Annotated in this window: 6 protein-coding genes; 2 read left to right on the top strand and 4 right to left on the bottom strand. The window is 57.3% G+C overall.

Annotation, left to right across the window (positions count from 1 at the left end):
* Positions 1–510: 510 nt before the first annotated feature.
* Positions 511–1,401, top strand: coding sequence for a 3-methyl-2-oxobutanoate hydroxymethyltransferase (panB, locus tag ABIC09_RS36310; RefSeq protein ID WP_354112280.1), 891 nt, complete (start codon positions 511–513; stop codon positions 1,399–1,401).
* Positions 1,402–2,702: 1,301 nt separating this feature from the next.
* Here the strand turns inward: panB and nolL are convergent.
* The 4 genes from nolL to ABIC09_RS36290 all read right to left on the bottom strand — a co-directional run bounded on the left by nolL (position 2,703) and on the right by ABIC09_RS36290 (position 8,102).
* Complete coding sequence (gene nolL, locus ABIC09_RS36305) at positions 2,703–3,824, bottom strand: nodulation factor fucose acetyltransferase NolL (protein WP_354112279.1); 1,122 nt, start codon at positions 3,822–3,824, stop codon at positions 2,703–2,705.
* A gap of 869 nt (positions 3,825–4,693) precedes the next feature.
* On the bottom strand, positions 4,694–5,956 hold the full coding sequence (gene ectB / locus ABIC09_RS36300; protein WP_354112278.1) for a diaminobutyrate--2-oxoglutarate transaminase: 1,263 nt from the start codon (positions 5,954–5,956) through the stop codon (positions 4,694–4,696).
* A gap of 982 nt (positions 5,957–6,938) precedes the next feature.
* Positions 6,939–7,334 (bottom strand): response regulator transcription factor, encoded by a 396-nt coding sequence (locus tag ABIC09_RS36295; protein WP_354112277.1) that lies wholly within the window; start codon positions 7,332–7,334, stop codon positions 6,939–6,941.
* 84 nt (positions 7,335–7,418) lie between these two features.
* Complete coding sequence (locus ABIC09_RS36290) at positions 7,419–8,102, bottom strand: response regulator transcription factor (RefSeq protein WP_502917734.1); 684 nt, start codon at positions 8,100–8,102, stop codon at positions 7,419–7,421.
* Between the two features lie 2,079 nt (positions 8,103–10,181).
* Here ABIC09_RS36290 and ABIC09_RS36285 point away from each other — a divergent pair.
* Positions 10,182–15,743, top strand: coding sequence for a trifunctional serine/threonine-protein kinase/ATP-binding protein/sensor histidine kinase (locus ABIC09_RS36285; RefSeq protein ID WP_354112276.1), 5,562 nt, complete (start codon positions 10,182–10,184; stop codon positions 15,741–15,743).
* Positions 15,744–15,985 lie beyond the last annotated feature (242 nt).

Here is a 15,985-nt window from a genome sequence, read left to right as displayed (position 1 = left end):
CGGGCGACATCAAAATCGGAAAGGTGGGCGAGATCATCTCGGAATCCTGGGCGAGATCAAATCGGAATACCCGGGCGAGATCATCGGAATCGGCATCCAAAGGCACCGAACGGAGCGGTCGCACCCCAAGCGCTGTCAAATCACTCCGCCGAAGCGGCGCCTTTGAGTGTCTTACGCCGCGTTGCGCCAGCGAGACGAATGAACATGCTCGCCTCAAGGGCTGACACATGTCCTGACAACTCGGGCCCATGAAGAAGATCTACTATCGACGCTCGCGTCCGTGGTGTCCCGGCAGGTTTTGACAGGCAGGACGTATGGATTGCGAGTGCTCAGAACCAGCGCGCAAGACCAGATCTTGAAAGATATTGCTTGCTGATCGCGCAATCATTGGAAGTTTGTGCTTTCCAACTTCTCAGTGACGCGTTTTCTACCTCCCTATTGACAGACACCCCTTGCTCTTCCAAGGGAAAGGCCGATTTTCATGGACATGCGGGCCGGATCAGATCGAGCATGAGTCACATTTCGCACCTGTCTGTTGAACGCGTCACGATTCCAGTTCTGCAACGATGCAAGGAGGAAAGGCGCGCCATCGTGATGACAACCGCTTACGATGCGGTAACGGCGCGCATCGCTGATCCTGTCGTCGACGTCATTCTTGTTGGCGACAGCGTCGGCAACGTATGCCTTGGGTTTGACGACACTTTGCCGGTCAGCATGGCGATGATGAATCACCACCTGGAGGCGGTCGCGCGAACAAAGCCTCGCGCGTTGCTTGTCGCGGACATGCCTTTCCTCAGCTTTCATCTCAGTCCTGACGAGACGATACGCAACGCTGGAGGTTTCCTGCAGCGAGGTGCAGACGCCGTCAAGCTCGAGGGAGGGGTGAAGCGTGCCCAAATGATTCGAGCTTTGGTGAATTGCGAAATTCCCGTGATGGGCCATCTTGGTCTCACCCCACAAAGCGTCAATGCGATGGGTGGATTCAAGGTACAGGGTCGAAACGCGGACGACGCCCTACGTCTGCTCGACGATGCGCACCATCTGCAGGAGGCTGGATGCTTCGCTCTTGTCCTTGAAGGCATCCCTGCCGAGCTCGCTGCCCGAGCGACGGAATTTCTGAACATACCAACGATTGGGATCGGAGCGGGCCCAAATTGCTCAGGCCAAGTTTTGGTCTTTCATGACGTGTTGGGGCTCGCAGGAGGTCATTTTCCCAAATTCGTGCGTGTCTATGTAGAGGGCTGTCAGCTATTGCAGGACGGGCTGTCGCGCTGGGCTGCTGACGTCCGTAGCGGAGCATTCCCTGCGCCGCAGGAGTCATACCGGCTTCCGGACAGCTTGCGCGACCCGATCGCAAACTGGACGCCCCCGGAGGTAAGTGCAAAGTCCGACATCCTATAGTAAGTAGTTCGGACCTTCGTGATAATTGAGCCGGGCTCGCTGCGGGTATTTCTTGCCTGCACAAGCTCATCTAGCGGGCAAAGGTGCGCGAGCGTGCTGGCTCGAAGCGAACTGGACCAGGTCCGATATTCCTCCGGGTGGTCCAGTTCGGATCAACTGAGGATTTCGGCATGTACCGGCGCTATTTTCCAGCGCATGAAAAAAACTCTCAGCGAAGGTGGCGTCATCGGCTGCTCTGCGGCACGTCCACAGGGGATTTACCTGGCTGACGTGGGCAGTTTCGTAACGTCGCGACTCGCAATCCGTTCGGGATCGTGCAGCCAGCTGTTGCGTTGATTGGACAAGAAAGTTCAATCATTCGGCTCTGATGCGCCACATTGTCGTGAATCTCAATCGTTGAGATCGTTACCCTGCCGAGCGTGGGAGAATCGGACGGGCTCGCGATGAGCAGTCGCAATCTCGGGGAGGGCAACGCTGCCGAGCTGTGATCATCAGCCGCGGCTTGTTCGCCGAAGAGGCATTTCACTCCGGCGAGCGGCACGCCGGAACTGTCATCTTTGGCCTGCCATGAGGCAGCTGAGCGTCGTCGGTCGGATGCAGTCTCGTGATCTTCTCGATGCTGACACAGTCAGAGCTGCATAGTTCCGCTGCTCTCCGCGGCGGTGTGGACTGCCGGCCGATGGCGGCGCGACAGAGCTTCTGGAGGACGCGATACTGCCACCCCACCATCCACGGGCTCAAGACGGCCCCCAAGAACCATCTCGCCGGATATGATTGGGTTCGGTTCGATGGCCGGTTTCGGCTAAAACCTGCGGGCGAGGCGACTCTCAAGGCGGTTGATCTTACCTGGATGGACGTGCAGCGGGCCGAGTACAATGCCGTCGCCGGCGGCACACACACTCAGCAATCCGCGCTTCATCTACACGGAACACAGCGACCAGGAGCTCTATGAACGTCAGCTGCCGCTGCAAGGCATTCTTGCCTGACTTCGAATTGATAGCGTCGTATCGCCGCGCAGCGGAGGGCGATATTCTGCTAAGAAATATCGCGCCTTGAGGACCAGCCGTCCCGAGCTGTGCGTTGTCGAGGGATAACGCAAGAGCGAGGCGAGCCCCCTAGCAACGGTGTTGACCACAGTGCACCTTTCATTCTGGCTTGATTGTTAGCCTTTATGCCCGATCTCGACTCGACGGTCGCACACCCTTTGGCAGGTTGCGTCTAGGTTCGAACGCTATTGCGGCGGCCTCACAAGTCAATGCTGCTATCGCAACGCCATGCCATGCTCGCAACGGAATGCATGGCTAGTTCATTGCAGGTTTAGCCTGCGAAAGACCTGAACGTGCTGGCGTTCCAAGGACGAGCTGAGACAGATATGGAACCGTTCCAACAATCGAGCGGACCGTTAGTGCGAACCCAACAATGCAGGCTCCGAGCGTACCGGCGACGGCAAAACGGGTCGTGAGATCCCAACGTTCTCCGAACTGCATGAAATCCATGAGACGAAAAACGGTACCCTGGACCAGGTAGAGCAGAAGCGTGCTCTGGCCCAACTCCACAGCGATAAAGCGGCCCGCTCGATTTGAACGGCCAATGCGCCAGCATAGCAACAACAGTTCAATAGCGATTGCTGAAGCAGCTGCAGAGCCAACAAACATCAAAAACACGTCTTTAGCCGACCTGAAATCGTGAATGATGGCAAGATTATTATAGATATAAGTGTCCTTGCTCCAGGCTAGAAAGCCTACGCAAGTCACTATCGAGAGAAATACAATCAGGAGCATCTTCCCAGATCGCACTGTACTCATCCATCGTTCTCGCGACTGAGCCAACAAGAATCCCAAGCAGAAGAACGGGTAAGTGAATTTGATCAGAGGAGATATGGAGAATGTCACGGGCGCGAGTGCAACCAGTATGGCTGACCCAGATATGACCCACGATCCGTGCTTGAGATTGGTAAATATCTTAACGAGAAGGTAGGAAACAAAGGTGGCCCAGATGAACCAGTATGCGCCAGCGAGGTCGTCTACAAGTTCCAGAGGCCCACTCGTTACGCTAGTCGCGCGCCACAATGCCCCGAATTTAGCGGTCTCCATGAAGGCCCACCAAAACAGCATCGGCAGCAGAAGCTGCTTCGCACGATCGCTGGCGGCTCTAGTGAACGACTTGCGCAGCAGCGATCGACAAGAAAGGTATCCACTTATCGCCATAAAGAGCGGCATGTGAAACATATAGATCGACTTGTAGTAGGGCGAATACCAAAAACCATCATCTCGGTAGATGATGTACTGGATCAAATGCCCCACGATCACCAAAACAATGAGCGCACCTTTCGCGAAATCTAACTGTAGATCTCGATCGTTTGCCCCCGGTATACGCGGCCCGTGCGCGATCGATCCAGTCACGGTTGGCAATGTATCAAACATCTAGATATCTGTGTTCCGATGAGCCGGTGGCCGGTTGTCTCTATCTTTTCTGCCTCATTGTGCGGCTAAATGAAAGGTGTCGATGTGACAATTTGGATGCAAAATAGGCTCGGGGCTTCTGAGGCGCCGAAACCGTTGATTGCGATTGCAGCTATGCTGGAAACCGCTAAGGCTGAGATCGCCGCTGCGCAATGTACGGTTCTGAATGATGTCCACACCCATGCTGGGAGGCGCGAAACTCGCGGGTTGGTACGTATCCGGTGAAGGCGTCTGGTTGGATCCTATTACCTGATCTGCTTGGGTTCAGCAGGGTGAGCCGCGTTCTCAGAACGGCAGTTCTGGGCGGGAGAGCGTAAATGCGCTTGTGGGGCGCGCGTGCAGGACGTCGCGAGCCAAGCTTGTCGATCAATATCGTTGGCCCGGGCGGTGGCGATCTGGCTGAAGATCGCAACGGCGCGGCGGCGGCCCTCACTTGTGGACGAGCTCACACGCGGCGCAAATTGAGCAGCTCTCCGCAGAGCCCTGTCACGGCATACTACGATGTTCCACTCGACTCTGCGCCAACGAGGTCACCTCCGGCAGACCTCAGACTTGAAAACTTGGATCACCCAGCTCGGCGAGAGGGGCTCGCAAGTCTGAGGTGCTAGGTCAAAGGTGCTGCTCGCGCTCAGGTGGTCGTAGAGGAGGGCAGCGGGGGCGTTCTCGCGCATTGACCGACGCGGCGGAGCACAGACAGCCTCGACAATCCAAGCCTCGCCTCCATGATCATGGCCTCAACGCTTCTGACCACTTCGGGCGATATGCGAGGAATTGCGCCAGCACTTGCGCGGCGATACTATTCTAGCAAGTTTCTTTCGTGTGCCTGCAAACTAGTGTGGCCTGACCAAATTCAACGTTTCGGTCAATGACTGCTCGAATATGTCTAGGCCTTCTCCCAAAGTATCTTGGTCTATCGTAAGTGCGGGCAAGAACTTTACCACCTGATCCGTCGGTCCGCATCGCTCGACAATCAATCCTTTCTCAAACGCCTTATGTGACGTCGCCTCTGCGATTGCGCTCGTTTTGCAATCAAACCCGCATACCATTCCGCGTCCCCGAACAGCGAACCTGTTTCCGTGCTGGTGCGCGACAGCGTCCAGCCGACGCCGCATAGAGTCGCCCAAGCGTCGGACCTCTTGCGAGAACGCCTGATTGCGCCAATACAGATTCAAGGCCGCTTTGGCAGAAACCAGCGCAAGGTTGTTTCCTCGAAACGTTCCTGTGTGCTCGCCTGGCTCCCATGCGTCGATGGCTTCTTTGATCAAGAGCATTGATAATGGCAAACCGAATCCGCTCAGCGATTTTGACATCACCACAATGTCTGGCGATAACGTAGCGAACTCGAAACTGAAGAACTCGCCTGTACGGCCACACCCCATTTGGATATCGTCAACTATGAAAATAGCTCCGACGTCTTTCGCCAAAGCCTGAATTGACCGCAACCATTCCTTGCCGGCCACATTAATGCCCCCCTCTCCTTGCACGGTTTCGACGAGAATGGCGGCTGGAAGATCAATACCACTGCTCTCGTCCATCAACACCTTTCGCACGTAATCCGCCGGACTGTCAGCGGAGCCCAGATACCCATCATAGGGCATGAAGGTTGTTCCGGATAAAGGAATGCTGGTGGCTTTGCGGTAATAGCGGTTACCGCTTGCGGCTATGGCCCCCAAGCTTTGGCCGTGATATCCATTCGTGAAAGAAATGACGTTGTGGCGTCCTGTGATCTTACGCGACAGCTTCAGAGCTGCCTCAACAGCATTAGCTCCTGTAGGCCCCGTAAATTGAAAGCGGTAGTGAAGGTCCCGTTCACGAAGGACGACAGAGCTGAAGGTCTCCATGAATTCGACCTTTGCTGGAGTCGCCATGTCCAAGCCGTGGACGACCCCATCAGAATCGAGATACTCGCTGATCGCAGCTTTGATTTCCGGATTGTTATGGCCGTAGTTTAGCGCTCCAGCGCCGGACAGAAAGTCAATGACCTTTCGGCCAGCCTCTGTGAACATAATAGAGCCGCGCGCCTTCTTGAAGACAGCAGGAAACGAACGCGAGTACGTGCGCACGTTGGACTCCAGAGCTTCGATCGTGTTCATGTTGCGCGACGCGCGTACTCCAAGCATGTGGTCATCTCCTTAAACAAGAAAATCAGGCGCATTGCCAACATCGTGCAAGACGACCAGCGCGTCGTTCCGCACCTGTGGACGTCGGGTTTCCGCGTCGCGCGTCTGAAAATCAGCTCCCCGACTTACCTGATAGGCAGGCGGAACAAAGCTACTATGTCTAGTAGTTCCGGTCCGCATCCGCGAGGATCCTGGCTCACTCGTCTCGCGCCCAGGCATGCTTGGTCTCGCGCCATCGAAGAATTTGCGCATGCCGTACGGGTAGCTTTGCAAGGTATGTAGTATTTGGCCCGTGAAGTGTTATCGCGGCGAGAGGGGCCGACGCGATGCAGGCAAAGGCGGAGCCCGCCAGCCGAAAGCGTGTCTTGCCTGTTCGCGCTCACGGTCCCGGCGAGTAGAAGGGACACGGCCGCCGGCGGATCTTGCCCCGGCATGCGGGCTCATCGCGCACGTCCAGAGCCGACCGCTTTGCTGACTGGGTGGGTTAGGACTGGCGCTGTGGCCTCGAACCGTTTCGGCGGGCCGAAGCACACCCGAAGCTTGCGCATCAGCCGGAGCTGCAGCCCTGATGTCGCTCGTGGATGCGACTGAAGCAATGCCTTCGCTGCCGAACGCATCCACCCAGACGCTAGATTCGGCAACCTACGTCCAATCTCAGCTGTGCAACCGTTCGGAAGCGGTCGTACCACCACGAAAGTGGTGTGCAGCTTCGTTGAAAGGGAGGGAGGGGCCGCGCCCCGTTTGATTACACGTTCATGCGCGAGGCGCCGTATCAGGATCCCCACATCGCGAGTGCTTCAACCAGATGGCGAAGGTGCAACACCAGCGACAGGAATGCGGCAAGACGGAAGGGCGATGGTCGCCACGGGCACGCGGTTAGCACGGACAATTGCACATTGATGGAGATCGTAAAGGCCGCGCGGGTGCGGCTCGGTCCAGACTGCTTCCCCATCCTTCACGCGCGCGTTCCACCAGGATGTTCGCGAAGCGCTTCATCGAGGCAGGCGATCAACTCCAGACCGGTGAAGGGCTTGGCGAAAAAGCCGGTTACGCCGGCGCTCAAGGCGCGGGCTCGCGTGCGATCATCCGCAAAGGCAGTAATCAAGATGAATGGCCCAGCGTAGCCATGGGCTCGCATCTGTTCCAAAAGTTCAAAGCCGCTCATCATGGGCATCTGCACGTCTGCAATTACACAGGATGTGCCGTTCAATTGAGGCGACTGCAAAAATTCCTCAGCCGACGCAAACGTATGAACGACGCGACCCTGCGATTTCAACAGGTTGTTCAGTGCGGCACGAACGGAAGGATCGTCGTCGACAACAGAAACAATTGAATAGTTGGACAAGACCACCCGTCCCAGTTGGGCGAAGACGCTGGCCGAACCATAACGGCCAGCACAAGGGTGCGCGTGTCCGACGAAGTTGTAAAATCATACTTAGGTTTGTACCCTGAAACGGTCGGTCCCAATTCCCAGCCTCTCAGCCATCCGAATCAGATCGGCCAGCGATCGAGCGCCCATCTTCCTCATAACGTGCCCTCGGTAGATCTTGACTGTGATCTCGGCGAGCCCGAGTTCCGCGGCGACCTGCTTGTTCAATAGCCCGGTGGCGACCAGTCTCAAAACGTCCTGCTCTCGTGGACTTAGGGCCTCAAACAAGGACTGCAGCTTCTTGACCACCTTGTCTACGCCACGTCGCTTGCGATCCTGTTCGATGGCTGCGACCACTCCGTCGAGCAATTCCTGATCGCGAAACGGCTTGCTGAGAAAATCAATTGCTCCACTCTTCATCGCTTTGACGGTCATCGGAATATCCCCATGAGCGGTGATGAAAATGATGGGGATGTGAACCTTCAATTTGGCTAACTCGTTCTGGAGCTCAAGCCCGCTCAATCCTGGCAGTCTGATGTCAAGCACGAGGCAGCTAGGAACATCGGGAAGCTCGCTCTGGAGCAGTTCTTGGGCCGATCCATAAGCAACGACATCTAGACCGATTGAACGAAATAGGTTGACCAGCGATTCGCGCATTGAGAGGTCGTCATCGACGACGAACACGCTCGGCCTCACCTCCGGCTGTTCGACAGTTGCGGCTTGCTTCCGCGGTTCAGAGCGCTTGGTCACGATACGAGCCTCACTTCTGCGGTTTGTAGTAGAAATACTGTGTGGCCACGACGTTTGGTTGCACGCATGGGCCTTCCTGGAAGCTTTCGCGCAGTGCAAATCTTTGAAGTTTCCAGGAGTATGACCGGTCAGCCGTTTGCGCCGCGTGACGCCCTAAACTCTAGCAAAAATCGCCCGAGTGGTCGAGAACTGGCTTTCGTGTCTGGCCGCTGTCCCGCTGGATCGACCCCACGGCATCGATAAACCGATCGGAAGCCGTTTGAGAAGCGCTCTCTCGCAGGCGGCGCGTGCCACCTGGCCCTCGCGAGTTCGGGCTGCAACAGGCGTCGGAGGACAGTCATTGAGCGGCTGGACTAAAATGCCCGCCGTCTTGGTAGTTGGACGCGGGGGCGCGAAGTGCGCGAATTGGCGCGATTGTGCCTGTGCATGCGACGATCCCGCCGGCGTTGGGATCGGCATGCGGCGTAGACGATCGCACTTGTACCAAAGAAAATAGAAACCAGAACGAGTAGCAGCGGCATCAGCACATGAACTCTTTTTTTCGTCGGAGCGCCTGTGAGTTGCGTCTTTAGCTAGCTCGGGAAAGCACCTTGCGTCGGCTTCGTACAACCTGACGCAAGGTGCGATTCAAGTCCTTTCGTGCTCGTCGGAAATTTAATCATGTAGGTTTGCGGCAGTGCCCACGGTGCTTGATCCCGCTGCTAAGCTCGTATCCTAACATGACCGTTTAATCTGAATGGAGAGGTCGGCCGCATCCGCAGCCCGACTGTCGACTACTTCGACACCTCCTGTGGAATCGCTCTCCTGCCTCAGCTCAACAAGGGCTGCATTCGCCAACCGGCATTGGCGGGCCAAATAGGTTTGTGTCAGCAGAGCGGAATCGAAGCTTAGTTACTCAACGTCGAACGATAGGAAAGAAACGCCGCGAGCAGTCAGCCCGAAGTAGCCGCCAATCTGCCCCTAGCTCATCGAGCTTTACGCGCCTCATTAAAGCCGGCCCGGCGCACTCCTTCGAGAAGAAGTGCGCCGGGTTCGCCCACATCGCCAGTACATCCGTGGTGATGCTGCGTCAAATAAAGCAACCCGCGTGGCAAAACTGAGGCTCATTCATGAGCCGATAGTGATTCCCTGCAACGTCACGCAGCGCGCGAACAGCTTGGACCGTACGTAGCGTCACGTTGTACGACGTCGTCTAGACCGTCGAGTTGGCTCATTGGCTCTATCGAGTTGGCAAAGTCAGACCCGGTATTGGCAAAGATTCCGATGAATGCTGTCACAGTGCCCGTGGCCAGGAGAAGGCGTTCGGCTTTTCTTCATTTTCCTTTCAATTCTTTTTACCAGCTTTGGGATAGCTTACGCGGCCCTTGAACACCGGTTTAAGCAGCGTGAACTTTCTCGCTATCAGTTTCGGATGGCCGGCTATCTCGCTTTCCGCAAGCGGCAGCGAGTGGCATTCCGATGAGTGAGGGCTTATACGGTACCAGCATCGGGACTGCCTTGTCGCGAGGCCGTTGCTCTCCACAGGAGTGCAGAGAAGAGCTACCGGCACGGTTTCGCTCATAATGGCTCGCAGATCTACCGCTTGATGCTGCGGTTCTGAGTTGATGACTGCCTTGCCCTTGCAATGGGGCGGGAATGACGGTCGATCGCGCAAACAGCACCGCGTCGCTCCGCGGCAGTTCTGGTCTGGCCTCACGCGTCGCTCCGATCATGGACAAACCGAACAGTCTTCACATGCCGATGCCTGATTGAGCCGTGGCAGCTACCCGGGGCCTGCTGCAGGTCGTCCGTGGACCGCTGGTGCTCGTAACACCCCCGAGCCGCTCCATCGCGAACGAATCCTTCTGCGGCGACACGCTGCGCACGGGCGAGCCGCCGCGCGTCCGTGTGGGCCCAGCCCGCGCGCCCGATCGATACGATTGGGCTCTTAGAAGGTGCATGCGTCGCTCGTATTTCGATCGCCGTCTACTCCTTGGCGACGTTGTTCGGGACCTGTGCCCGCTTTCTGCGAAGTCCCTTCACAATCGCGCCCCTTATGTGTCACATTTTGGCTCGCGTATTCTTAGTTTGGGCGGGCAAATGCCGCGGGAGCCTCTCAGCCGAACCTTGTTCGGTTCATATCTTGACGGCGACATCCAGCCCCTATGGGAGGATGGTGATCGCGCGTTCTGCCGTGCGTGGCGCCAGCAAATGCACGGCAGCAGGGCTGTCGTGCTTGTGGTCCGACCGATCGCGGAACACCCAGCGACGCTCGACCGCCTCGCCCACGAGTGTGGGCTGCGGGAGGAGCTAGACGAGGCATGGGCGGTGCGGCCGTTGGAACTGATCCGGGAAGCTGGTCGGACCATGCTGGTCCTGCAGGATCCATCCGGCGAGCCGCTGCTAAACCTACTTGGACTCCGTATGGAGCCCGAGCGCTTCTTGCGCCTTGCTGTTGGTATCACGACGGCCGTGGGCAAGCTTCACCGGCAGGGCTTGGTCCACAAGGACCTGAAACCCGCTCACATTCTGGTCAATTGTCCTGACGAACAGGTCCGACTCACTGGGTTCGGTCTGACGTCCCGTCTTTCCCGCGAGCGGGTGCCGCCCGAACCTGTCGAGTTCATCGCCGGCACGTTGCCCTACATGGCGCCCGAACAGACCGGACGGATGAATCGCTCGGTCGATTGTCGCAGCGATCTCTATTCACTTGGCGTGACATTCTATCAGATGCTGACCGGCGCGCTGCCGTTCACGGGGGCAGATCCCTTGGAATGGGTCCATTGTCACATCGCGAGAAAAGCAGTACCGCCTGTCGAGAAATCGCGAGACATCCCGGAGCCAATTTCTCGGATTGTGATGAAACTCCTCGCGAAAACCGCCGAGGAACGCTACCAGACTGCCGCTGGCCTTGAGCACGATCTGCAACACTGTGTCGCGGCTTGGGCCAACCACGGTCGCATCGATACATTTGAGCTGGGCGCAGATGACACACCTGATCGGTTGCTCATCCCCGAGAAGCTCTATGGGAGAGCCCGCGAGATCGAGACCTTGCTTGGCTCTTTCGATCGCGCGGTCAAGAGCGGCGCGCCTAGGTTGGTGCTGGTTGCGGGTCACTCCGGCATTGGTAAGTCCTCGCTTGTCCAAGAGCTACACAAAGTGCTGGTGCCCTCGCGTGGACTGTTGGCATCAGGCAAATTCGAGCAACTGAAGCGCGATGTTCCTTATGCGACGCTCGTGCAGAGCTTTCAGAGTCTTATCCGTTCTCTTCTCAGCAAAAGTGAGGGCGAACTCGCGGTTTGGCGGCAAGCGCTCCGGGAGGCGCTCGGCGCGAATGGACGGCTGTTGATCGAATTGATACCCGATCTGAGCCTGATCATTGGCGAGCAGCCCGCGCCTGCTGAGCTTCCAGCCCGGCAAGCGCAAAATCGTTTCCAACTGGTCCTTCGCCGTTTTATCGGTGTGTTCGCCCGGCGAACCCATCCATTGGTGCTCTTTCTCGACGATTTACAGTGGCACGATGCCGCAACACTCGACCTGATCGAGGATCTTCTGACCCAGTCGGACCTGCACCTGCTGATCATTGGAGCGTACCGCAGCAACGAAGTTGATGCAGGCCATCCACTCAAACGCAAGCTCGACTCCATCAGGAGATCCGACGTAAATGTAGAGGAGATCACGCTGTCGCCGCTCACGGCAGACCATGTCGCACAGTTGGTTGCGGATAGCCTTCGCTGCGCACCAAAACGCGCTGTCCCGCTTGCAACGTTGGTGCATCAGAAGACGATGGGTAATCCGTTCTTCACCATTCAATTCCTGTCTGAACTGGCCGACGAGCAGCTGCTGACGTTCGATCACGAGCTGGCACGCTGGCGTTGGGATCTCGAGCGGATTTACGCAAAAGCATACACCGAGAACGTCGTCGATCTTATGCTAGGCAAGCTCATCCGGCTGCCCGAGGAAACGCAGGACGCGCTGCGACAGCTGGCCTGTTTCGGCAACATCGCCAGGACGACGGAGCTTGCGGTCGTGCTCGAAACCTCACGCGAGGCGGTGCATGCGAGGCTGGGGCCCGCTATCCGCCAGGAGCTGATTGCGCGCCATGGAACGGCCTATCGGTTCGTCCACGACCGCGTTCAAGAGGCAGCCTACTCGCTGGTGCCGGAATCTTCGCGCGCTCCTGCCCATTTGCGCATCGGTCGGATGCTTGCGGCACACGTCCCTGCGCACAAGCGCGAAGAGGCTATCTTCGATATTGTCAGTCAACTCAATCGAGGTGTCGCGCTAATCGCTTCTGGTCAGGAGCGAGAGCAGCTCGCCGAGCTGAATTTGACCGCAGGGCAGCGTGCCAAGGCGTCGGCCGCCTATGCCTCGGCACTCACATATTTCACGGTCGGTGCGGCCCTGCTCGCGCAGGATGCTTGGCAAAGCCGCCACGAACTCGCGTTCGCACTGGAGACCAGCCGGGCCGAATGCGAATTCTTGGTAGGGCGAATTGACATTGCGGAGAGCCTCCTCTCCGCGCTGTCGAAGCGCGCTTTGAACGCGCCTCAACGAGCAACTGTCGCATGTTTGCGGGTCGATCTTTACCTGACGCTCGGTCAACACGGCCGGGCAGTGGCCATAGGTCTCGAATATCTTCACGACGTCGGGATCGATTGGTCGCAGCATCCGAACGACCAGGAAACACTCGCCGAATATCAGCGGATGTGGTCACAGCTGCCAGAGGCGATCGAGGATCTTGCTGGTTTGCCCGGAATGACAGACCAGAGCACGCTTGCCACGCTTGCCGTGTTGACGCGTATTCTTCCGGCCGCGGGATTCACGGACGTCAATCTATCCGCTTTGGTCATCTGCAGAGCTGTCAGCATCAGCCTCGAATACGGCAACACCGACGCTTCCTGCGCCCATTACGCATGGTTAGGCCGAATCTCGGCGGGACGCTTCGGCGACTACCACGCGGCTGATAAATTTGGTCGTCTTGCTTGCGATCTGGTTGATCGCGGTGAGTTATCCCGTTTTCGGGCTCCGGTTTATTTGGCCGTCGGATGCAACGTGATCCCGTGGACGAAGCCTCTAAGAGATGGTCGAGTGTTGATTGGCCGAGCGCTCGAAGCTGCGGTCAGCGTCGGCGACGTCATCTATGAGGCATACAGCTTGCTTCATCTAACCTCAAATATGATCATGGCGGGAGACCCCCTGAAAGAGGTGCAGAACGAGATCGAAAAAAGCCTTGCTACGACAGGGAATAGAAAGGTTCAATTTGCTGCTGATGTCGTCGCTGCACAGCTCGCAATTATCAGAACGATGCGCGGCCTCACGCGCTCATTCGGTTGCTTCGATGATCAGCAACTTGACGAGCTGCACGTCGAGCGATCCTTGGAACTAAGTCCGGAGCTGTCACCTAGCAAGGCCGTGTATTGGATCCGCAAACTTCAAGCGAGGTTCCTAGCCGGCGATTATGCTGCGGCTGTTGGTGCTCGCTCGAAGGCCGAGCCGCGATTATGGACCATACCGACAGAGCCCTTGACCGCCGAGTTTCACTTCTATGGTGCCCTGTCTCACTCATGTTATTGCGGCGGGCTGGACGAAAACGAGCAGCAGCAACATCGAGATCTGATTGATGCCCACTACAGACAGTTGCAGATTTGGGCGACGAATTGCCCCGAAAATTTTGAGAATCGGGCGGCCTTGGTCGGCGCTGAAATTGCAAGATTGGAACACCGGGATGCCGATGCAATGCGACTGTACGAACACTCAATCCAGACCGCAGCACGTAACGGTTTCCCCCACCACGAGGGGATAGCTTGCGAGCTTGCGGCGCGCTTTTATGCTGCGCGCGGTTTTGAAAGAATTTCCCGGATTTACCTGCGTGACGCGCGGCGCGGTTACCTTCGTTGGGGAGCAGATGGTAAAGTGCGTCAACTCGACGAGCTCAATCCTGATCTCAGCCGCGAGGAGATCACGCTTGCCGTGAACGGCATGAGGATCGGAGCTCCGGCTGAGCATCTTGATCTCGCGACGGTAACAAAAGTGTCGCAGGCGATTTCCGGCGAGATCGTGCTCGAAAGGCTAATCCACACGCTTATGCGGACTGCCATTGAGCAGGCCGGCGCCGAACGTGGTTTGTTGATTCTGCTGCATGAAGGCGAGCCACGGATCGAGGCGGAAGCCGCAACAGTCGCTGATGCCGTCGTTGTACGGGTACTTGAACAGGCCGTAATCCCGTCGCTTCTTCCCGAGACGGTGCTGCATTTCGTCCTACGTGTCCGCGAAAACGTCATTCTCGAAGATGCTGCCGCTCAGAGTTCATTTGCGGATGATCCGTATATCCACGAGCGCAAAGCGCGCTCTATTCTCTGCCTGCCACTGATCACGCAGGGCAAGCTGATCGGCGTACTTTACCTGGAGAATAATCTCGCGCCGGGCATATTCTCGCCTGCCCGCAACTCCGTGCTGAAAATGCTTGCCTCTCAAGCTGCAACGGCGCTGGAAAACAGCCGGTTGTACAGCGAAGTGCAGCAACGGGAGGCGAAAATCCGGCGCTTACTCGACACTAACATCATCGGAATCTTCATCATCCGCGAAGGGGGCGAGATCATCGAGGCAAATCAAGCCTTCCTCACGATGGTTGGATACAACCAAGAGGATCTTGTCGCAGGGCGAGTGAACGGTCTCGACCTGACGCCTCCAGAATGGCACGAGCGCACTATGGACGCTCGGACAGAAGCAAAAAGGACCGGAGCTGTTCAGCAGTTCGAGAAAGAGTATGTTCGGAAGGATGGCAGCCGCGTGCCGGTGCTAATTGGCATCGCCGTATTCGATGAGCGACAGGACCAAGGTGTTGGCTTCGTCCTCGACCTGACAGAGCGAAAGAGAGTGGAAGCGGAAGCCCGTGAAAGCGAACGGCGTTATCGCGAGACTCTGATGGGCCTTGCACACGCGAATCGGATTACGACAATGGGACAGCTGGCAGCCTCAATCGCGCATGAGGTCAACCAGCCGATTGCGGCGATCAGCAGTAATGCAGGGGCAGGACTAAATTGGCTCGGTGCTCAGCCGCCAAATCTGGAAGAAGTTCGGCAAACCTTTGGTTTGATTGTCCGTGACAGTATGCGCGCGGGGAACGTGATCCGCCGGATCCGCGCTCTCATGAACAAGGCTCCGATGCAAACCGAGCTTCTTGCTATTGACGAATTGATCTTAGAGGTGCTGGCCCTAGTTCGCGCGGAACTCGCAAAAAATGACGTGTGGGTGCAAACCCGACTGCCTGAGGCTTTGCCGCTTGTTCGAGCAGATCGCGTTCAGGTCCGGCAGGTGATTCTCAATTTGATCACGAACGCTATCGAGGCTATGAGCGAAATCAAGGAAGGTGACCGCGAATTGCTGATCAGCGCGCGGACGGACGACTTGGACAACGTATTGGTCAGTTTTCGAGATACCGGTCCGGGACTCGATCCCAACTGCGCCGACCGCGTATTCGACGCTTTTTACACCACGAAATCCGAAGGCATGGGCATGGGGCTGGCTATTTGCCATTCTATTGTTGAGGCGCACGGGGGCCGGATGTGGGCCCGCGCCAACGATCCTCGCGGGGCGATCTTTCAGTTCAGCATGCCCGTTGCGCCGGAGGGCGTGGATCGGGCGGAACAGGCCCGTTGAACGTCTCAGGTTCGATTTCGATCTCGAGCAGGCGTGCCGCGAACCTTATCATGGTGACAGGAGCGAGCGGGATGACCGTGAGTAGCCGTGATCAGTGTCGCCGAGCGAGCCTCCCGCATCGTCCGATCAAGGTCGGGCCCATTGACAACTTGGAAGGGGGCGGCGTGTACATCGGCGGAGCTCCCCGTAGCCCGACAGAAGTGCGGGCGACTCATCCTTTGACCGGCATACGCCTCTTGCTG

The sequence above is a fragment of the Bradyrhizobium sp. S3.12.5 genome, from assembly GCF_040548225.1.
GTDB classification, from domain to species: Bacteria; Pseudomonadota; Alphaproteobacteria; order Rhizobiales; family Xanthobacteraceae; genus Bradyrhizobium; species Bradyrhizobium cytisi.
Note: the sequence above shows the minus strand (reverse complement) of the source record. Positions and strands in the feature narration are given on the sequence as shown.

Coding starts and splice junctions, on each gene's coding strand:
- panB (WP_354112280.1), top strand. CDS start 511: ATGAGTCACATTTCGCACCTGTCTGTTGAACGCGTCACGATTCCAGTT.
- nolL (WP_354112279.1), bottom strand. CDS start 3,824: ATGTTTGATACATTGCCAACCGTGACTGGATCGATCGCGCACGGGCCG.
- ectB (WP_354112278.1), bottom strand. CDS start 5,956: ATGAACACGATCGAAGCTCTGGAGTCCAACGTGCGCACGTACTCGCGT.
- ABIC09_RS36285 (WP_354112276.1), top strand. CDS start 10,182: ATGCCGCGGGAGCCTCTCAGCCGAACCTTGTTCGGTTCATATCTTGAC.